Below are 17,981 nucleotides of genomic sequence, written 5' to 3' on the forward strand. Positions count from 1 at the left end.
GTCATTTTCATGTGACCGTTGGTTCCGCTCTCGCACTGCCGCCAAGCCTTTGGCTTGATGTCGACAATGCGAGATGGGTCAACGGCCCGCTGCGTCAGCACTTGGCTTACGTCAGCAGCCTGGGCCGTTGGTATGACCCAGCCGATTGACAGGCTCCGCTCCGGCGCGCGAGGAGAGCCGCATGGCCGAGCCCGCCCCCGCCCCCGACCGGACCCGCGATGCCGCCCTTGCCGGGAGCATCGCCGCCCTCACCCTGGCGGTGGTCCTGGTCGCGAATCTCGCGCCCGCCGCCCGCCAGGCCCCGCACAGGCCCGCGGACGATCCGACCTGCCTCGAATGGACGGACGATTGCGTGGTCTGCACCCGCGTCGGCGACGCCGTCGCCTGCTCCATGCCCGGCATCGCCTGCGTGCGGCGGGCGCCGAGATGCACGCGGCGGTGAGGGCCACCAAGCCCCGGACCGGCTGCGAGGGCGGTCCCTACCCCTCCGCTCCCGCCCGGACGTGAACGGCCGGAGCGCCCTCCATCAGCCCGCGCAACCCCTCCCGATAGGTCGGGAAGCGCAGGGTGACGCCGAGCTCCTCCTTGAGGCGCCGGTTTCGCACCCGCTTGTTCTCGCCGTAGAAGCTGCGCGCCATCGGGCTCAAGGCCGCCGTGTCGAAATCGACCTCCGGCGGCAGCGGAAGCCCGGCGAGCGCCGCCGCGAAGGCGGTCACGTCCTGCGGCGGGGCCGGCTCGTCGTCCGTGACATTGTAGATCGCCCCCGCCCGCGGCCGGTCGAGGGAGGCGGCGAGCGCCGTCGCGATATCGTCCACGTGGATGCGGTTGAACACCTGCCCCGCCTTGACGATGCGCTGCGCCCGCCCCTCGCGCAGCTTCACGAAGGCGTTGCGCCCCGGCCCGTAGATTCCCGAGAGGCGGAAGATCTGGACGGCCTTGGCGGTTCGTGCGCCGAGGGCCAGCCACGCCTCCTCCACCGCCACGCGCTCGCGCGTGCGCGCATGGGTCGGAGCCGGCGGCGTCGCCTCGTCGATCCAGGCCCCGCCCTGGTCGCCATAGACCCCGATCGTGGACAGATAGCCGATCCAGCGCGCCGGGCTCGCCGCGATGGCATCCGCATAGGCCCGCAGGACCGGGTCCCCGTCCTGCGGCGGCACGGAGACCAGGATCGCATCGCTCCGCGCGAGATCCTCGACGATGCGGGGATCGGCCTCGCCGGGCGAGAAGATCCGCATCGCGACACCCTCGGGCGCCGGCGCCCGCAGCGCCTGGGCCGTGGCCGCGACGCGCGCGAAGCCCCCGCGCTCCCGCTCCACGAAATGCCCCGCCGTGTAGCCGAGCCCGAAGACGAACAGGTTCATGCGAAATGTCCCAAAGGTCGCGGTCTTATGCAGGGCGCTGCCCTGCACCCGCCAGAGGGCTCGCCCTCTGGACACCCTGATTCAGCGCGAGGCGCCACTCGCGAAGGACGTCGGGATCCTCCTCGCCGGGCGGCGGGCCGGGCGGGAGCCGCTCGGGAGCGAGGCGGGCCAGCGCCCAGACCGCCATGCCGCGCACCAGCGGCGAGGGATCATCGAGGAGGCGCTCGGCCTCCGCGGCCAGCGTCGCGTCGCCCGAATTGCCGATGGCGATCAGCACGTTGCGCAGTACGCGGGCGCGACCCGTGCGCTTGACCGGCGTGCCGGCGAAGCGCGCCCGGAACGCCGCCTCGTCGAGCCGCGCCAGCTCCGCGAGCGCGGGGCTGGCCAGGTCCTGGCGGGCTGAGAGCCGCGCCTCCCGCGCGGCCTGCGCGAACTTGTTCCAGGGGCAGACCGCCAGACAATCGTCGCAGCCGAACACCCGGTTGCCCATCGCCTCGCGGAATTCGGGGGCGATCGGCCCCGCATGCTCGATCGTCAGGTAGGCGATGCAGCGATTCGCATCGAGCCGGTAGGGTGCCGGGAAGGCATCGGTCGGGCAGACGTCGAGGCAGCGGCGGCAGGAGCCGCAGCGGTCGCCGATGCCGGAATCCCGCGGCAGCTCCGCATTCGTGTAGATGGCCCCGAGGAGAAGCCATGTCCCGAACTCGCGCGAGACGAGGAGCGTGTTCTTCCCCTGCCAGCCGAGCCCGGCTGCTGCGGCGAGCGGCTTCTCCATCACGGGCGCCGTGTCGACGAAGACCTTCAGGTCCGCCCCGCCCCGCGCCGCCAGGATGCCGCCCAGCTCCTTAAGCTTGCCCTTGATCACGTCGTGGTAGTCGCGCCGCTGCGCATAGACGGCGATCGCCCCCCGGTCGCGGGCGGCCAGCACCGCGCGCGGATCCTCCTGCGGCCCGGCATTGACCCCGAGCATCACGATGCTGCGCACCGCCGGCCAAAGGGCCGCCGGCGAGGCGCGCTCCGCCACCCGCTCGCCCATCCAGCCCATCCCGGCCTGGTGGCCGGCATCGAGCCATGCGGACAGGCGCGCGGGCAGGTCCGGCACCGCCTCGGGCCCGGTGACCGCGAGCGCGTCGAAGCCGAGCGCCCGCGCCCGCTCCTCCAGAAGGCGCCTCAGGCCCGCCCCGTCCCGTGTCACCCGTGTCAGAAGTCCAGATCCGCGTAATGGTCGGCCGGTGCCATGCCGGGCACCCGGTCGGCGAGCAGGCTGCGGAAGGACGGCCGGGACTTCAGCCGCGCATACCAGTTCCTCGCCATCTCGTCCTCGTCCCATGGCACGTCGCCGAGGTAGTCCACGCAGGACAGATGGGCCGCCGCCGCCAGATCCGCATAGGTCAGATGGTCGCCCGCCAGCCATTTGCGCCGGGCGATCAGGTAGCCGATGTACTTGAGGTGGTAGCGCACATTGGTGCGCGCGGCCCGGATCGCATTCATGTCCGGCGGACCGCCGCCGAGGTTCGAGGTCATGAACCGCTTGTGGATCTTCTCGGTGACGAGATAGCCCGTCACCTCCTGGTCGAACTTCGACAGGAACCAGTCGAGCAGGCGGCGCACCTCCACCCGCGCCCCCGGCGCCTCCGGCAGGAGCCGGCGTCCCGACAGGCCGAGGCCCCGCGTCTCGTCGAGATATTCGGCGATCACGCCCGGGCCGGGGATCGCCAGCCCCCCTGCCTCCACCAGCACCGGCGTCGTCCCGGCGGGGTTGAGCATCAGGAACTCCTCGCGTCGCTCCCAGGGGCGCTCCTCCGCGAGAACCGGCTCCATGCCCATCTCGGCGAGGACCAGGCGGATGAAGCGGGAATGCGGGCAGAAGGTTGAGTGGTGGAGCGTCGCCATGCGGGCCGTGTCGCGCTTCGTGTCTGGCTGGCCTCGGACGGGCGGGCGGGCCGGCGCGGCGATTGACACCGGAACGGATTAACGGCCGGTCATCATCCCCGCGGGAGGTGAACGACATCCTTAACACGCGTCGCCGTTACTGGTAACCGACCCGCAACCATGGCGGTGCGACGGTTTCGCACTGCCCCAAGGCCCCTTCGCCGCCACGGGCGGCCTCCAGCGAAAGCGAGCGATCATGACGGCTGTGTCGAAGCGCGCAGGGCCGGCCCGCGCCGGCCGGGGAGCCCGCTGATGGATATCGCAGGCATCGGCAAGGCGGTCGTCCTCGCCCTCGTCGAGGGCGCGACCGAGTTCATTCCGGTCTCCTCGACCGGGCACCAGCTCCTCATCGGCCACTTCATCGGCTTCCAGTCACCCAACAACACCTTCGAGGTGCTGATCCAGCTCGGCGCCATCCTGGCGATCGTCGGCGTCTATTTCGGCACGCTTCTCGATCTGCTGCGCCGGGCGCCGAGCGATCCGAAAGCGCGCCGCTTCATCCTGGCGGTGCTGATCGCCTTCCTGCCGGCGGCGATCATCGGCGGCATCTTCTCGAAGGCGATCAAGCTCTACCTGTTCAATCCCTGGATCGTCTGCTCGACCCTGGTGGCCGGCGGCCTCGTGCTCCTCGTCATCGACGAGACCGAGCTGGAGCAGAAATACGACGACGTGCACCAGTTCTCGCTGAGGATGGCGCTCAAGATCGGCCTCTTCCAGTGCCTCGCGATGATCCCGGGCGTCTCGCGCTCCGGGGCCACCATCGTGGGTGCCATGCTGATGGGCTCGGGCAAGCGCGCGGCCACCGAGTTCTCGTTCTATCTCGCCATGCCCACCATGGCGGGCGCCTTCGCCAAGGATCTCCTCGACAACTACAAGAACCTGTCGCGCGACGATTTCGGGCTGATCGCGGTCGGCTTCGTGGTCGCCTTCCTGTCGGCCCTCTTCGTGGTGCGCAAGCTCCTCAACTACGTCTCCCGCCACGGCTTCGCGCTGTTCGCGTGGTGGCGGATCATCGTGGGCGCGGCGGGCTTCGCGGGGCTGATCGTCTTCGGCTAGAGCAGGATCCGTTCACGGTGGAACGGACCCTGCTCCAGGTTTTTGATTGTGCCGCATTGTCTGCGACGAACCGCTATCCACTTCGTCGGAAGATGCTCTAACGGGCGATGGCCCGGGTTCCGGAGGCTCGACCATTGACGGGTGGCGCCGCGATCCCGTGTGATGCAGAGGAAGAGCCGACCCGCCCAAGGATCCGCCATGGACGACCTCACGCTCGCCGCCGCGTTCCCCCCCGCCACCCGCGAGCAGTGGCGCGCCCTCGTCGACGGCGTTCTCAAGGGCGCCGATTTCGAGAAGCGGCTCGTCCACCGCACCCGCGACGGAATCCGGATCGAGGCCCTGTACGACGCGGCCTCCCCCGCCCCGCAGCCCCTGCGCGGTGACGGCACGCCCGCCCCCTGGCGGATCTGCCAGCGGGTGGACCATCCGGACCCGGCCGAGGCGAACGCACTGGCGCTCACCGACCTCGAAGGCGGCGCCGATGCCCTCGCCCTGGTCTTCGCCGGTGCTCCGGCCGCCCGCGGCTTCGGCCTGCCGGGACCCGAGGCGCTGGAGGCGGCGCTTCAGGGCGTGATGCTGCCAATGGTCGCGCTGCGCCTCGATGCCGGCTCCTCTGCCTTCGAGGCCGCCGCCGGCCTCGTCTCCCTCACTGAGCGCCGCGGCGACGGGCTTGCGGGTCTCGACCTCGATCTCGGCATCGACCCGGTCGGGATGCTGGCCACCGGGGGCGCCCTGCCGGCGCCCTGGCCCGCGCTGGCGGCCCGGCTCGCCGCCACCCTGTCCGACCTCGCCGCCAAGGGCTTTGCGGGCCGGGCCTTCCTGGCGGATGCGCGGCCCTTCCACGAGGCCGGCGCGACCGAGGCCGGGGAACTCGCCGCCGTGCTGGCGAGCGGGGTCGCGATCCTGCGGGCGCTGGAGGCGGGCGGGCATAGCCTGGAGCGGGCGCGGGATGCGCTCTCCTTCCTGCTCGTGGCCGATGCCGACGAGTTCCTGACCACCGCCAAGTTCAGGGCGCTGCGGCGCCTCTGGGCCCGGGTCGAGGAAACCTGCGGCCTGGCGCCCCAACCCATCCGCATCCATGCTGAGACGGCGTGGCGCACGACCACCCGCCGCGACCCTTGGGTGAACCTGCTGCGCGCCACCACGGCCGCCTTCTCGGCCGGCCTCGGCGGCGCCGATGCGATCACAATCCTGCCCTTCACGGCGGCGCTCGGCCTGCCCGATGCCTTCGCGCGGCGATGCGCCCGCAACACGCAAGCCATCCTCCTGGAGGAGTCGAACCTCTGGCGCGTCGCCGATCCGGCCGCGGGCGCAGGCGGGTTCGAGGCGCTGACGGCCGGCCTCTGCGAGCAGGCCTGGGCGCAGTTCCAGGCGATCGAGCGCGAGGGCGGCATCGTGGAGAGCCTCGCCTCGGGGGCGCTCGCCAGCCGGCTCGCGGCGATCCGCGAGGGCCGCGACCGGGACCTGGCCACCCGCCGCCTGCCGATCACCGGCACGAGCGAGTTCCCGCATCTCGCTGAGGCTCCCGTTGCGGTGCTGGCGCCCGCGCCCGAACCGGCAGCGGCACCGGCCGGGGCCCTCCCCTCCCGGCGCTTCGCCGAGCCCTTCGAGCGGTTGCGCGACGCCTCGGACGCGATCCTCGCCGAGACCGGCCGGCGCCCGCGCGTGTTCCTGGCCAATCTCGGTCCGATCGCGGCCTTCAACACGCGGGCCACCTTTGCGCGCAACGCCTTCGAGGCCGGCGGCATCGAGGCGGTGACGAATGACGGTTTCCCGGACCATGCCGTCATGGCGGCGGCGTTCCGGGAGGCCGGCACACCGCTCGCCTGCCTGTGCTCGTCCGACGAGATCTACGCGGCCGAGGCGGTCCCGGCAGCGCAGGCCCTCGCTGCGGCAGGCGCGCGCACCCTCTATCTGGCCGGCCGGCCCGGCAAGCTCGAAGCCGACCTGCGGGGGGCGGGCGTGACGCGCGACCTCTATGCCGGCTGCGACCTCCTGCGCCTGCTGGACGAGGCGCAGACCCTCGCTCGATCCTGACGCCCTAAGAGCAACCGCGGCGAAGCTCGGACGTTTGTCGCGGGGGGTTCTCAAGGGGAGAGACGAGTGACGACGATGCTGCGGTCCGCCCTCGCGGGCGTGATCATCCTGACCGCTGCGGCAGCCCCTGCCCTGGCGGCCAAACGCAGGGCGCCCTCGGTCACGCGCTTCGACGGCATCTGGAGCGTGGAGGTCATCACCGAATCCGGCACCTGCGACCGGGCCTACCGCTACGGCGTCATCATTCGGGACGGACAGGCCCGCTATGCGGGCGGCTCGGACTTCATCATCACCGGCCGCGTGCAGCCGAACGGCGCGGTGCGCGGGTCGATCAGCCGCGGGGATGCCAGCGCGCATGTGGTCGGCCGGCTCGCGGATGGCTGGGGCAACGGGACCTGGGTCACCTCCGGCTCGACCCGGTGCGGTGGACGCTGGAACGCCGAGCGCCGCGGCTGACCCGTTTCCGGAGGCCCCGTCCGGAGACCGGATCACAGCTTTGCCGCCCCCTTCCGGGATTCTCCGCCCCTTCGCGCTCCCTCTTGCATGTTTGACGGGCCGACCAGCGCACCAAGCTGTGAGGTGCGTCGCGGCCGGTGGCCACCGGCCGCGACGCGGGCGGCCGGGATCGATCTCCCTCTAGGATTGGCACCGTGGGAAAGCAGGATCCGGCCGCCCTCTGGCTCTTGTCCTGAACAGATGCTGGGGAGCAAGTCCCGTATGCAAGGCAAGGAAGTGTCCAAACAAGAGACCGCGGGCAAGTCTAGCGTGGGGATCGACGTCAGCAAGAGCTGGCTCGACGTCCACGTCCTCCCCTCCGGCCAAGCCCAGCGGTTCGCCAATACCGAGGTCGGCATCCGGCAGCTCAAGCGCTGGCTTGGGCGCTTTGCTCTGGGGCTGGTCGTGGTCGAGGCCACCGGCAAGTGGCACCGCCAGACCCGCCGCAGCCTGCATGCCTCGGGCCTGCCGGTCGCCGTCGTCGATCCGTTTCGGGTGCGCATGTTCGCCAAGGCGCAAGGCATCTGGGCCAAGACCGATCGGCTCGATGCCCGCGTGCTGGCGCAGTTTGCCGCGGTGATGGCCCCCCCGCAGCGCCCGCCGGCCTCGGACGCGCTCGAAGCGCTCCAGGAACTGGTCGCGGCCCGCGACAGCGCCGTGGCCGAACAAACCGCCCTCAAGAACCAGCTGGCCGCGGCCGCAAGCCCGTTCCTGATCCGCCAGCTCCAGGACCGTCTGGCCAGGATCGCCGCGGACATTGAGGCCCTTGCCGGCGAGATCCGCCGGCTCATCGCGGCCGATCCCGGACTGGCCCGGCGGCATGCCATCCTGGTCTCGATCCCCTCGATCGGGGACACGATCGCGGCCACCCTGGTGGCCAGCCTGGCCGAGCTGGGCACCTGCAGCAGCCGGCAGATCGGCCTGCTGGCGGGCCTGGCGCCGGTCGCCGACGATTCCGGCGCGCGCCAGGGCGTGCGGGTCATCTGGGGCGGCCGCCCGCCCGTGCGCCGCGTCCTCTACCTCGCGGCGCTCTCGGCCGCCCGCCACAACGCCGGCCTGAAAGCCTTCCACGAACGCCTGATCGCCAACGGCAAGAAGCCAAAGTGCGCCATCATCGCCGTGGCCCGCAAGCTCGCCGTGCTGGCCAACAGCCTCATCGCTCAGGACCGCCTCTGGACGCCAAATCAGCCCCAACAGGCTTGACGCCAAACACAGATGCTTTCCCGGATCGCATTCCGCTGACGCTGCATGCGCCCGGCAAAGGGCGGAGCGGACATCCTCGCCTGGGCCGACGCGATCTCAAGCGAACCTGAGGCGCGTGGTCGCTTCCACACGCGTCAGTTTCGATTGAGAGTGGAATCTGCCGCAGAATCGCCCCGGACCGGGGGCAGGCTTGCCGACTTCGCCACTCTCGATGAATCGGCCGCCCCCGGATGACCAGATTCCTGCTCCTCGGCATGCTCTGCATGACGGCCGCCGGCGCGGCCGTCGCCCGCGACCTTCCGACCACCCGCTCCGCCCCCCCGCCGACCGAGACGGCGGCGACCGAATGCTTCGCCGAGGCCATCGGCAACAACCCCTCGGCGCTTGCCCTGGCCCGCAACGGCCGCTGGTACGAGGCCGCCGGCGTGATCGGGTTTCTCTGCCGCCCGGAAGTCGAGGCGATGGTCCGCGCCCATGACCAGCGGCACGGATGGGGGACCGGCGACCGCTACTTCCGCGGCACCTATACCCGCCACCTCGCCCGCGCGCTCGAAGAGCGCATGAAGCCGGCGCTGGAGACCAAGACCTGGGCCAATGCGGAGCCCCGTCCCGACGCCGAGGGCGCCGGGTCCAAGCCCTGACGGCGACGTCGTCCGGCCGCGCCCCTCCGGCACGGGCATGCCGGAGGCACCGCGCCCGCGGCGGGCCGCTCAGCTGTCCATCTTGAGCGCGGCGATGAAGGCTTCCTGCGGAATCTCGACCTTGCCGAACTGGCGCATGCGCTTCTTGCCCTCCTTCTGCTTGTCGAGGAGCTTGCGCTTGCGCGAGATGTCGCCGCCGTAGCACTTGGCGGTGACATCCTTCGACAGGGCCCGGATGGTTTCGCGGGCGATGATCTTGCCGCCGATCGCCGCCTGGACGGGGATCTGGAACAGGTGGCGGGGGATGAGGTCCTTCAGCTTCTCGCACATCGCCCGGCCGCGGGACTCCGCGCGGGTGCGGTGAACCAGCATCGAGAGCGCGTCGACCGGCTCGCTGTTCACCAGGATCGACATCTTCACGAGGTCGCCCTCGCGGTAATCGGAGATGTGGTAGTCGAAGGAGGCGTAGCCCTTCGAGATCGACTTCAGCCGGTCGTAGAAATCGAACACCACCTCGTTCAGCGGCAGGTCGTAGACGACCATGGCCCGCTTGCCGACGTAGTTGAGGTCGATCTGCGTGCCGCGCCGGTCCTGGCACAGCTTGAGCACGCTGCCGAGATAATCGTCGGGCGTGAGGATCGTGGCGCGGATCCAGGGCTCCTCGATGGTGTCGATCTTCATCACGTCGGGCATGTCGGCCGGATTGTGCAACTCCCGCATGGTGCCGTCCGACATGTTGAGGCGATAGACCACGCTCGGCGCAGTCGAGATCAGGTCGAGGTTGAACTCCCGCTCCAGCCGCTCCTGGATGATCTCCAGGTGGAGCAGGCCCAGGAAGCCGCAGCGGAAGCCGAAGCCGAGGGCCGCCGAGGTCTCCATCTCGTACGAGAAGGAGGCGTCGTTGAGCCTAAGCTTGCCCATGGCGGCGCGCAGGTTCTCGAACTCCGCCGCGTCGACCGGGAACAGGCCGCAGAACACCACCGGCTGCACCGGCTTGAAGCCCGGCAGGGGAGAATCCGTCGGGCGCCTGTCCTCGGTGATCGTGTCGCCGACGCGGGTATCGGCCACTTCCTTGATCGAGGCGGTGAGGAAGCCGACCTCGCCGGGGCCGAGCTCGGCCACGTCCTGCATCTTCGGGCGGAAGACGCCGATCCGGTCGACGCCGTAGACCGCATCCGCCCCCATCATGCGGATGGTCATGCCCTTCTTCAGCACGCCGTCGACGATGCGCACCAGCACCACCACGCCGAGATAGACGTCGTACCAGGAATCGACGAGCAGGGCCTTGAGCGGCGCCGCGCGGTCGCCCTTGGGCGGCGGCAGCTTGGCGACGATCGCCTCCAGCACCGCCTCGATGTTGAGCCCGGTCTTGGCCGAGATCGGAACCGCCTCGGAGGCATCGATCCCGATCACCTCCTCAATCTGCTGCTTGACGCGATCCGGCTCGGCGGCCGGCAGGTCGATCTTGTTGAGGACCGGCACGATCTCGTGGTTGGCGTCGATGGCCTGGTAGACGTTGGCCAGCGTCTGCGCCTCGACGCCCTGGCTCGCATCGACCACTAGGAGCGAGCCCTCGCAGGCGGCCAGCGACCGCGACACCTCGTAGGTGAAGTCCACGTGGCCGGGAGTGTCCATCAGGTTGAGGATGTAGGTCCGCCCGTCCTGCGCCGTGTAGTCGAGCCGGACGGTCTGCGCCTTGATGGTGATGCCGCGCTCGCGCTCGATGTCCATCGAGTCGAGCACCTGCTCGGTCATCTCGCGCGCCGAGAGCGCCCCGGTGAGCTGGATCAGCCGGTCGGCGAGGGTCGACTTGCCATGGTCGATATGCGCGACGATCGAGAAGTTGCGGATCGTGTCGATGGGCTTGGCGGTCATCAGCAGGCGGTCTCCGGCGCTCAGGCGCGGCAGTCGGCTTGGCGCACGGCGTAAAAAGGGAAAGACCGACGGGAGATAGCAGCGGGCCCGCCCGGCGCCAAGACGCCCGGCGCCAAGACGCCCGGCCCCAAGACGCCCCGGCCCGTCAGGCGCCGAGGCGGTCCGCCACGTCCTCGGCCAGCGACAGGCTCGATGTCAGGCCCGGGCTCTCAATCCCGAACATCTGGACTAGGCCCGGCAGGCCATGCTCCGCGGGCCCATCGACGACGAAATCCTGCGCCGGCTGCCCGGGCCCCGACAGCTTCGGGCGGATGCCGGCGTAATCGGGGAACAGCGCGCCGTCCGGCAGATCGGGCCAGTAGCGCCGGATCGCCGCATAGAACAGCGCGCCGCGGGCCGGGTCGACCTCGTAGTCGGGCGCATCGACCCATTCGACATCGGGCCCGAAGCGCATGCGGCCGGCGAGGTCGAGGGTGAGATGGATGCCGAGGCCCCCCTCGACCGGGGCGGGATAGATCAGCCGGGTGAAGGCGGGGCGGCCGAGGCAGCCGAAATAATTGCCCTTGGCCAGGACGAGGCGGGGCACGCGCTCCGCCGGGTAGCCCTCGGTCGCCCGCGCCAGCGCCTGCGCGCCGAAGCTCGCCGCATTGACGACGGCATCGACCGGAAGCTCCCCCGGCGCCTCGCCGCGGAACCGGGCCACCCATCCGGCTCCGTCCCGCAGCAGCCGCTCGACGGGCGTGCGGAAGGCGAGCGCGCCGCCATGGGCTTCGAGGTCGCCCTGCAGGGCCAGCATGAGGGCGTGGCTGTCGACGATGCCGGTCTCGGGCGAGAGCAGGGCCGCCACGCAGGCGAGGCTCGGTTCGAGCCGGCGCGCCTCGGCGCCGTCGAGGAGCTGCAGGCCCTCGACACCGTTCGCGACGCCCTGCTCGTGGATGGCCGCGATCTTGGCGCGCTCCGGCTCGGTCGCCGCGACGATCAGCTTGCCGGTCTTGGCGTGGGGCACGCCGTGGCTCGCGCAATAGGCATAGAGCCGGCGCCGCCCCTCGACGCAGTGGCGGGCCCGCAGCGAGCCCGCCGGATAATACATCCCGCCGTGGATGACCTCGGAATTGCGCGACGACACGCCGGTGCCGATGCCGCCTTCGGCCTCGGCCACGATCACCTCGTGGCCGCGCAGCGCCAGCGCCCGCCCGCAGGCCAGCCCAACCACGCCCGCGCCGACAACCAGGATCATCATGCCTCACTCCCGGGGTCCGGGGCCCGCGGCCCCGGCGGGTCGAGGGCGGAGCCCTCGCGGGTTTGGGCGGAGCCCAAGCGGGGGCTCCCCGCCCCCACACCCTGAGCCAGAGGGCCGTCCGGCCCTCTGGACTCCCTTTTTAGGCCGCGATCGACATGGTCGGCTCGGCGGCGCGCACGTCGGCATCGACGTGGGCCTCGAACCGCTTGAAGTTCGCCTGGAACATCTCGACGAGCTTCTTGGCCGTCTCGGCGAAGGCCGCCTTATCCTGCCAGGTCTTGACCGGGTACAGGATGTGCGGCTCGACGCCGGGCACCGAGGTCGGCACCGCGAAGCCGAAATAGGGATCACGGCGGAAATCGGCCTTGGCCAGCGAGCCGTCGAGGGCCGCCGTGAGGAGCCGCCGCGTCACCCGGATCGGCATGCGCCGCCCGGTGCCGACGCCGCCGCCGGTCCAGCCCGTGTTGACGAGCCAGCAATCGACATGGTGGCGGGCGATGAGGTCGCGCAGCAGGTTGCCGTAGACCGACGGGTGCCGCGGCATGAAGGGCGCGCCGAAGCAGGTCGAGAAGGTCGCCTCCGGCCCCTTCAGCCCCTTCTCGGTGCCGGCCACCTTGGCGGTGTAGCCGGAGAGGAAGTGGTACATCGCCTCGGCGCCGGTGAGCTTCGCGATCGGGGGCAGCACCCCGAAGGCGTCGCAGGTCAGCATGACGATGTTCTTCGGATGCCCCGCCCGGCCCGTCGGGCTCGCATTCGGGATGAAGGGCAGCGGGTAGGCGCAGCGGGTGTTCTCGGTGCGCGAGGCGTCGTCGAAATCCGGCAGGCGCGTGACCGGATCGATGACGACGTTCTCCATGACGGTGCCGAAGCGCTCCGTCGTGGCGTAGATCTCGGGCTCGGCCTCGCGCGAGAGGCGGATCGTCTTGGCGTAGCAGCCGCCCTCGAAGTTGAAGATGCCCTTCGGGCTCCAGCCATGCTCGTCATCGCCGAGCAGCGCCCTAGCCGGGTCGCTCGACAGGGTCGTCTTGCCGGTGCCCGACAGGCCGAAGAACAGGGCCGAATCGCCCGCCCCGCCGACATTCGCCGAGCAATGCATCGGCATGACGCCGGCCTGCGGCAGAATGTAGTTCAGGTAGGTGAAGACCGATTTCTTCATCTCGCCCGCGTAGGAGGTGCCGCCGATCAGCATGATCCTGCGGGTGAAGTCGCAGGCGATCATGGTCTCGGAGCGCACGCCGTGGCGGGCCGGATCGGCCTTGAAGCTCGGCAGGTCGATGATGGTGAGATCGGGCTCGTAGGTCGCGAGCTCGTCCCGCTCCGGCCGGATCAGCAGGTTGCGGATGAACAGCGAGTGCCAGGCGAATTCGGTGAAGACCCGCGCCCGCACCCGGTGCGCCGGCTCGGCGCCGCCGTAGAGATCCTGCGCGAAGAGCTCCCGGCCCTCCGCATGAGCGATGAAATCCGCGTGCAGCCGGTCGAACTGCTCGGGGCTGATGGCACCGTTGTTGTCCCACCAGACTTGCGCCTCGGTCTCAGCGTCGCGGACGACGAACTTGTCCTTCGGGGACCGGCCGGTGTGGATGCCGGTCTCGGCGACGAGGGCCCCGCCCACCGCCAGCTGGGCCTCCCCCCGCTGCAGCGCCTGCTCGTAGAGGCCCGGAGCCTCCAGGTTCCAGAAGACGCGCTTGAGGTTGCGCAGTCCGGCCCGGTCGGCGCCGACCGCAGCGTTGAATACGCCGATATCGCTCACGAGTGTTCCTCCTGGCGCCGTCCGGGGCGGGGGTCCACCCGGCACGTGCCGATGCCCTCGTTCCGTCGGACGCCCGGTTCCCGTGCGTGGCGACCGCCGCACCTGGCTCGCGCCGAGCGCGAGGCCACGTAACCGCCGTTAGTAGGTGGCGAAACTTCGCGGTTCAATCGCAAAGGGACAATAGCAGGGTAACAGAACATACGTTCTGTCACTCGGCCCGGGCGCCTCCGGCCTGCGCGCGCCGCGCCTCGGCGGCCATCTCGACCAGCACCTGCCGCAGGGTTCCGGGGCTGCTCAGCCGGTTTGGAAAGATCACGCGGGCCGTCCGGTCACCGGCGAGAAGATCGAGACCTTCGGGATCGAGGCCCGTGAGGCGCCAGGGGCCGGGCTCCGCACCGGCGAAATGCACCGCGTAGAGGGCGAGCGCGTCTGCATGGTCCTCGTTCATGTGGGCGACAGCGCCGGCCTCGCTCTCGGCGAGCGCCTCCATGCCGGCGAGATCCGTGAGCAGTTCCGTGGGCTCGAGCGTCGCGGCCTTGGCGAAGCCGCCATTGAGGTGCCCCGCCCGCGGCTCCAGCCGGAAGAAGGCGAAATCCGGGAAATCCGCGTAGAGCTGGGCTTTCGGATGGCGGGCGAGGAAACGGGCGCGCAGGCGCGGGGCGTCGCTGCGGGCTGCGCGCCCCGTCACCGTCAGGCGCGGATGCGCGAGCGGGTCGCCCTTGCCGCCGGGGCTCAGCAGCAGCGAGCAGCGCGGCTCCGCCTCCAGGTTCAGGGTATGGGCCGAGAGACGCGACAGCAGCATCAGGGGCGCGCCGTCGAGATCGGTCGCCACGGTCACGAGTGACGCGAACGGCGATCCGTCACTCCGGTCGATCGTGGCGAGCGCGCCCGCGCGCGTCTCCCGCAGCAGCGTCTTCGCGAGGCCGATCGCGTCGAACGGCGCCGCGGCGGCGGCAACGGGCGCTGCCTGCTGTCTCTCGGTCTCGGCCATGCTATCCGGGCTCCCTCCAGAGCATTTTCCGACGAAGTGGATGCCGGTTCGTCGCAGACAATGCGGCACAATCAAAAACCGAGAGCAGGATCCGTTCACGGTGGAACGGATCCTGCTCCAATCGGGGGTGAGCCTCGTCCGCCGCGCGCCGCCCCGTCCAGCGGGCCTCGCGTCGCGGGTGTGGCGAGTGCGTCACGGGTGCTCGCTTTTTGATCGCGATGGCCTTAAGGGTGACGGAATCGTGGCTCGCCGGTCACTGTCCAGCCCTTTTGTGGCGGATGGGGAGGCGCGGCCACTGTCAAGGCCGGCCCCGAACCGGCGCTGAAGTCGGGTGGCGTTCAGGAGGATCCTGCGATCCTTATCAGACGACGTCACCCTCGTCCCAGGGAATGCCCATGCCGACCATCGCCCTCGTTGACGACGACCGCAACATCCTCACCTCCGTGTCGATCGCGCTCGAAACCGAGGGATACCGCATCCAGACCTACACGGACGGTGCCTCGGCCCTCGACGGGCTCAAGCATTCCCCGCCCGACCTCGCGATCTTCGACATCAAGATGCCGCGCATGGACGGCATGGAGCTCCTGCGCCGCCTGCGGCAGAAATCCGACCTGCCGGTGATCTTCCTCACCTCCAAGGACGAGGAGATCGACGAGTTGTTCGGGCTCAAGATGGGAGCCGACGACTTCATCCGGAAGCCGTTCTCGCAGCGCCTGCTGGTGGAGCGGGTGAAGGCGGTGCTGCGCCGCTTCGCCGCCAAGGAGGCGGGCCCCGCCGCGGCGGCCCGCGAGGCGGAGGCCGCCGCCGCCCGCTCGCTCGAGCGCGGGCAGCTGATGATGGATCCCGAGCGGCACACCTGCACCTGGAAGGGCGAGCCCGTGACCCTCACGGTGACGGAGTTCCTGATCCTGCAGGCCCTCGCCCAGCGTCCCGGCGTCGTGAAGAGCCGCAACGCCCTCATGGACGCGGCCTATGACGATCAGGTCTACGTCGACGACCGCACCATCGACAGCCACATCAAGCGGCTGCGCAAGAAGTTCAAGGTGGTGGACACCAACTTCGACATGATCGAGACGCTCTACGGCGTCGGCTATCGCTTCAAGGAAGCTTGAGACCGGTCACGTGAGCGGCGGTTCCGCACTTGGCGCCGTGCGGCGCCTCCTCGGGGCCGGTGCGCCCGGAACAGGCAGCGAGACGGACCCCGAGGCGGAGGCGCCGCGGGAACCCGTCTCGCTGCGCCTCGTCGGCCGCTGGATCGCCCAGCGCGCCTCCTCCAGCCTGACGCGGCGCATCGTCGTCCTCAACCTCGCGGGGCTGATCGCGCTCCTCGTCGGCTTCCTCTATCTCAACCAGTTCCGCCAGGGGCTGATCGAGGCGCGGGTCAAGAGCCTCCTGACCCAGGGCGACATCATCGCGGGGGCGATCGCCGCCTCCGCCACCGTCGACACGGACGCGATCAGCATCGACCCCGACCGGCTGCTGCAGCTCCAGGCGGGCGAGCCGAATGCGGGGGGCGAGGAGACGCTCTCGGCCCTCGAATTCTCGCTCAACCCGGAGCGGGTGGCGCCGCTGCTGCGGCGGCTCATCACGCCCACCGGCACCCGGGCCCGGGTCTACGACCGGGACGGAACCAGCCTGATCGATTCGCGCAACCTCTATGTCCGCGGCGATCTCGGCCGCGCCGAGGTGCCGGTGCGCAAGGAGAAGCCCAGCCTGATGGAGCGGGCCTGGGACGGGATCCGCCAGCACCTCCCGATCCTGCGCCGCGAATCGACCGAGGAGGCCGGCCCGCCAGACGGACGCAGCCTGCCCGAGGTGCAGCGGGCGCTGGCGGGGGCGCGCGGCACCCTGGTCCGCCGCAACGCCCACGGGGAGACGATCGTCTCGGTGGCGGTGCCGATCATGCGCGCCCGCACGGTGCGCGGCGCCCTGCTGCTCTCGACCCAGGAAGGCGACATCGACAAGATCATCGCCTCGGAGCGCTTCGCGCTGCTGCAGGTCTTCCTCGTCGCCGCCCTCGTGATGGTGGTGCTCTCGCTCCTCGTCGCCGGCCAGATCGTCGGACCGGTGAGCCGCCTGTCGGAGGCCGCCGAGCGGGTGCGGCTCGGCATCAAGTCCCGCCAGGAGATCCCCGACTTCACCACCCGCAGCGACGAGATCGGGCACCTGTCGCGGGCGCTGCGCGACATGACCCAGGCGCTCTACCGCCGCCTCGACGCGATCGAGAACTTCGCCGCCGACGTCTCCCACGAGCTCAAGAACCCGCTGACGTCGCTGCGCAGCGCCGTCGAGACGCTGCCGCTCGCCAAGACCGACGAGTCGCGCGGGCGCCTCATGCAGGTCATCCAGCACGACGTGAAGCGCCTCGACCGGCTGATCAGCGACATCGCCGATGCCTCGCGGCTCGACGCGGAGCTCGCCCGGGCGGAGGCGGCGCGGGTCGATCTCAAGAAGCTCCTCACCACCGTGACCTCGGTGGCGAACGAGCGCCGCCGCCCGCGCGACGCGGCGATCACCTTCACGGTCGATCCGCCGCCTCCCAGCATCGAGGATCCCTTCGCGATCATCGGTCACGACAGCCGGCTCGGACAGGTGGTGAACAACCTCCTCGACAATGCCCGGTCGTTCTCGCCCAAGGGCGCCACCGTGCGGGTGTCCCTGCGCCGCCTGCGCAACACGGTCGAGCTCGCCGTGGAGGATGACGGGCCGGGCATCCCGCCCCACGCCCTCGAACGGATCTTCGAGCGCTTCTACACCGACCGTCCGGAACAGGGCTTCGGCCAGAATTCGGGCCTCGGCCTCTCGATCTCGCGTCAGATCGTCCAGGCCCATCGCGGCACGATCCGGGCCGAGAACCGGCTCGGCCCCCCCGGCGAGGACGGCGAGCCGACTTTGCTCGGCGCGCGCTTCGTCGTGCGCATTCCGGGGCTCAACCGCTGACCCGCACCAGCGCCACGCTCCACGCCACCTGCGTGGTGCTCGGCGAATCGGGCCTGCTGATTCGGGGCCCGTCCGGGAGCGGCAAAACGACCCTGGCCCGCGACCTTCTCCAGGCCGGCCCTATCTTGCCGGTCTTCGCCGCTCTGGTCGGCGATGACAGGATCGTGGTGGAGGCGCGCCACGGCCGGCTGGTTGCGCGCCCGCATCCGGCGCTCGCCGGCCTGATCGAGATCCGCGGAGCGGGGCTGCAAATCGTTGAGAACACGCTGCCTTCGGCGGTCCTGCGCCTCGTCGTGGACTTGGCCGAGACGGTGCCGCGGATGCCCGAGCCGGCCCGGGAGAGCGTCCTTCTCTTAGGCGTGCGGCTGCCCCGCATCATCCTTCCCCGCGACCCGGCCCGGGCGAGCACGGTGTTGTGGCGCTGGCGCCGCCCTCATGGCATGATGATGGCGGGGTGATG

At 70.5% G+C, this 17,981-nt stretch carries 16 protein-coding genes; 9 read left to right on the forward strand and 7 right to left on the reverse strand.

All coding sequences use genetic code 11. The features are described from left to right. Positions 1-181 precede the first annotated feature (181 nt). The gene (locus tag MNOD_RS25645; protein WP_015931873.1) at positions 182-442 is read left to right on the forward strand and encodes a hypothetical protein; all 261 of its coding nucleotides are present in this window, start codon (positions 182-184) and stop codon (positions 440-442) included. Positions 443-479: 37 nt separating this feature from the next. Here MNOD_RS25645 and MNOD_RS25650 read toward each other — a convergent pair whose 3' ends face one another. Genes MNOD_RS25650 through MNOD_RS49360 form a run of 3 tightly spaced genes read right to left on the reverse strand, consistent with a single transcriptional unit; the run spans position 480 to position 3,254 of the window. After that, on the reverse strand, positions 480-1,361 hold the full coding sequence (locus MNOD_RS25650; RefSeq protein WP_015931874.1) for an SDR family oxidoreductase: 882 nt from the start codon (positions 1,359-1,361) through the stop codon (positions 480-482). Positions 1,362-1,386: 25 nt separating this feature from the next. After that, entirely contained in the window at positions 1,387-2,565 is a 1,179-nt protein-coding gene (gene queG, locus MNOD_RS25655) for a tRNA epoxyqueuosine(34) reductase QueG (protein WP_085984998.1), read from the reverse strand. Further along, complete coding sequence (locus MNOD_RS49360) at positions 2,562-3,254, reverse strand: glutathione S-transferase family protein (RefSeq protein WP_015931876.1); 693 nt, start codon at positions 3,252-3,254, stop codon at positions 2,562-2,564. Before MNOD_RS49360 ends, queG begins: the two co-directional genes overlap by 4 nt. A 291-nt stretch (positions 3,255-3,545) precedes the next feature. On the opposite strand from MNOD_RS49360, the gene MNOD_RS25665 reads away from it, so the two are divergent. From MNOD_RS25665 to MNOD_RS25685, 5 genes are all read left to right on the forward strand, one after another. Beyond that, positions 3,546-4,349 carry an undecaprenyl-diphosphate phosphatase gene (locus MNOD_RS25665; protein WP_015931877.1) on the forward strand — a complete coding sequence of 268 codons (804 nt, stop codon included), beginning with the start codon at positions 3,546-3,548 and terminating at the stop codon, positions 4,347-4,349. A gap of 198 nt (positions 4,350-4,547) precedes the next feature. Beyond that, positions 4,548-6,386, forward strand: coding sequence for a methylmalonyl-CoA mutase family protein (locus MNOD_RS25670; protein ID WP_015931878.1), 1,839 nt, complete (start codon positions 4,548-4,550; stop codon positions 6,384-6,386). A gap of 75 nt (positions 6,387-6,461) precedes the next feature. Further along, on the forward strand, positions 6,462-6,842 hold the full coding sequence (locus MNOD_RS25675; RefSeq protein WP_015931879.1) for a hypothetical protein: 381 nt from the start codon (positions 6,462-6,464) through the stop codon (positions 6,840-6,842). A gap of 261 nt (positions 6,843-7,103) precedes the next feature. Then, positions 7,104-8,084, forward strand: coding sequence for an IS110-like element ISMno29 family transposase (locus MNOD_RS25680; RefSeq protein ID WP_015927424.1), 981 nt, complete (start codon positions 7,104-7,106; stop codon positions 8,082-8,084). A gap of 230 nt (positions 8,085-8,314) precedes the next feature. Further along, positions 8,315-8,725, forward strand: coding sequence for a hypothetical protein (locus MNOD_RS25685; protein ID WP_015931880.1), 411 nt, complete (start codon positions 8,315-8,317; stop codon positions 8,723-8,725). A gap of 69 nt (positions 8,726-8,794) precedes the next feature. On the opposite strand, the gene lepA is transcribed toward MNOD_RS25685, so the two are convergent. The 4 genes from lepA to MNOD_RS25705 all read right to left on the reverse strand — a co-directional run bounded on the left by lepA (position 8,795) and on the right by MNOD_RS25705 (position 14,581). After that, positions 8,795-10,600 carry a translation elongation factor 4 gene (gene lepA, locus MNOD_RS25690; RefSeq protein WP_015931881.1) on the reverse strand — a complete coding sequence of 602 codons (1,806 nt, stop codon included), beginning with the start codon at positions 10,598-10,600 and terminating at the stop codon, positions 8,795-8,797. Between the two features lie 145 nt (positions 10,601-10,745). Further along, positions 10,746-11,840: an NAD(P)/FAD-dependent oxidoreductase gene (locus MNOD_RS25695; RefSeq protein WP_015931882.1), complete on the reverse strand. Its 1,095-nt coding sequence runs from the start codon at positions 11,838-11,840 to the stop codon at positions 10,746-10,748. A 139-nt stretch (positions 11,841-11,979) separates the two neighbouring features. Continuing rightward, a complete protein-coding gene (locus MNOD_RS25700; RefSeq protein ID WP_015931883.1) occupies positions 11,980-13,590 on the reverse strand; it encodes a phosphoenolpyruvate carboxykinase in 1,611 nt (536 codons plus the stop codon). 208 nt (positions 13,591-13,798) lie between these two features. After that, positions 13,799-14,581, reverse strand: coding sequence for a HugZ family pyridoxamine 5'-phosphate oxidase (locus tag MNOD_RS25705; protein ID WP_015931884.1), 783 nt, complete (start codon positions 14,579-14,581; stop codon positions 13,799-13,801). 395 nt (positions 14,582-14,976) lie between these two features. Between MNOD_RS25705 and MNOD_RS25710 the strand changes: the two genes are divergently transcribed. Genes MNOD_RS25710 through MNOD_RS25720 form a run of 3 tightly spaced genes read left to right on the forward strand, consistent with a single transcriptional unit; the run spans position 14,977 to position 17,979 of the window. Then, a complete protein-coding gene (locus MNOD_RS25710; protein WP_012330216.1) occupies positions 14,977-15,693 on the forward strand; it encodes a response regulator transcription factor in 717 nt (238 codons plus the stop codon). Positions 15,694-15,730: 37 nt separating this feature from the next. Further along, positions 15,731-17,521: a stimulus-sensing domain-containing protein gene (locus tag MNOD_RS25715; RefSeq protein ID WP_043752084.1), complete on the forward strand. Its 1,791-nt coding sequence runs from the start codon at positions 15,731-15,733 to the stop codon at positions 17,519-17,521. After that, a complete protein-coding gene (locus tag MNOD_RS25720; RefSeq protein WP_083786552.1) occupies positions 17,518-17,979 on the forward strand; it encodes an HPr kinase/phosphorylase in 462 nt (153 codons plus the stop codon). Before MNOD_RS25715 ends, MNOD_RS25720 begins: the two co-directional genes overlap by 4 nt. Positions 17,980-17,981 lie beyond the last annotated feature (2 nt).

The organism is Methylobacterium nodulans ORS 2060 (assembly GCF_000022085.1).
Lineage (GTDB): Bacteria > Pseudomonadota > Alphaproteobacteria > Rhizobiales > Beijerinckiaceae > Methylobacterium > Methylobacterium nodulans.

Excerpts from the sequence above, each read along its gene's own strand:
- MNOD_RS25695 (WP_015931882.1), bottom strand. The coding sequence starts at position 11,840 with ATGATGATCCTGGTTGTCGGCGCGGGCGTGGTTGGGCTGGCCTGCGGG.
- MNOD_RS25665 (WP_015931877.1), top strand. The coding sequence starts at position 3,546 with ATGGATATCGCAGGCATCGGCAAGGCGGTCGTCCTCGCCCTCGTCGAG.
- MNOD_RS25705 (WP_015931884.1), bottom strand. The coding sequence starts at position 14,581 with ATGGCCGAGACCGAGAGACAGCAGGCAGCGCCCGTTGCCGCCGCCGCG.
- MNOD_RS25650 (WP_015931874.1), bottom strand. The coding sequence starts at position 1,361 with ATGAACCTGTTCGTCTTCGGGCTCGGCTACACGGCGGGGCATTTCGTG.
- MNOD_RS25675 (WP_015931879.1), top strand. The coding sequence starts at position 6,462 with ATGCTGCGGTCCGCCCTCGCGGGCGTGATCATCCTGACCGCTGCGGCA.
- lepA (WP_015931881.1), bottom strand. The coding sequence starts at position 10,600 with ATGACCGCCAAGCCCATCGACACGATCCGCAACTTCTCGATCGTCGCG.
- MNOD_RS25670 (WP_015931878.1), top strand. The coding sequence starts at position 4,548 with ATGGACGACCTCACGCTCGCCGCCGCGTTCCCCCCCGCCACCCGCGAG.
- MNOD_RS49360 (WP_015931876.1), bottom strand. The coding sequence starts at position 3,254 with ATGGCGACGCTCCACCACTCAACCTTCTGCCCGCATTCCCGCTTCATC.
- MNOD_RS25680 (WP_015927424.1), top strand. The coding sequence starts at position 7,104 with ATGCAAGGCAAGGAAGTGTCCAAACAAGAGACCGCGGGCAAGTCTAGC.
- MNOD_RS25710 (WP_012330216.1), top strand. The coding sequence starts at position 14,977 with ATGCCGACCATCGCCCTCGTTGACGACGACCGCAACATCCTCACCTCC.
- MNOD_RS25645 (WP_015931873.1), top strand. The coding sequence starts at position 182 with ATGGCCGAGCCCGCCCCCGCCCCCGACCGGACCCGCGATGCCGCCCTT.
- MNOD_RS25685 (WP_015931880.1), top strand. The coding sequence starts at position 8,315 with ATGACCAGATTCCTGCTCCTCGGCATGCTCTGCATGACGGCCGCCGGC.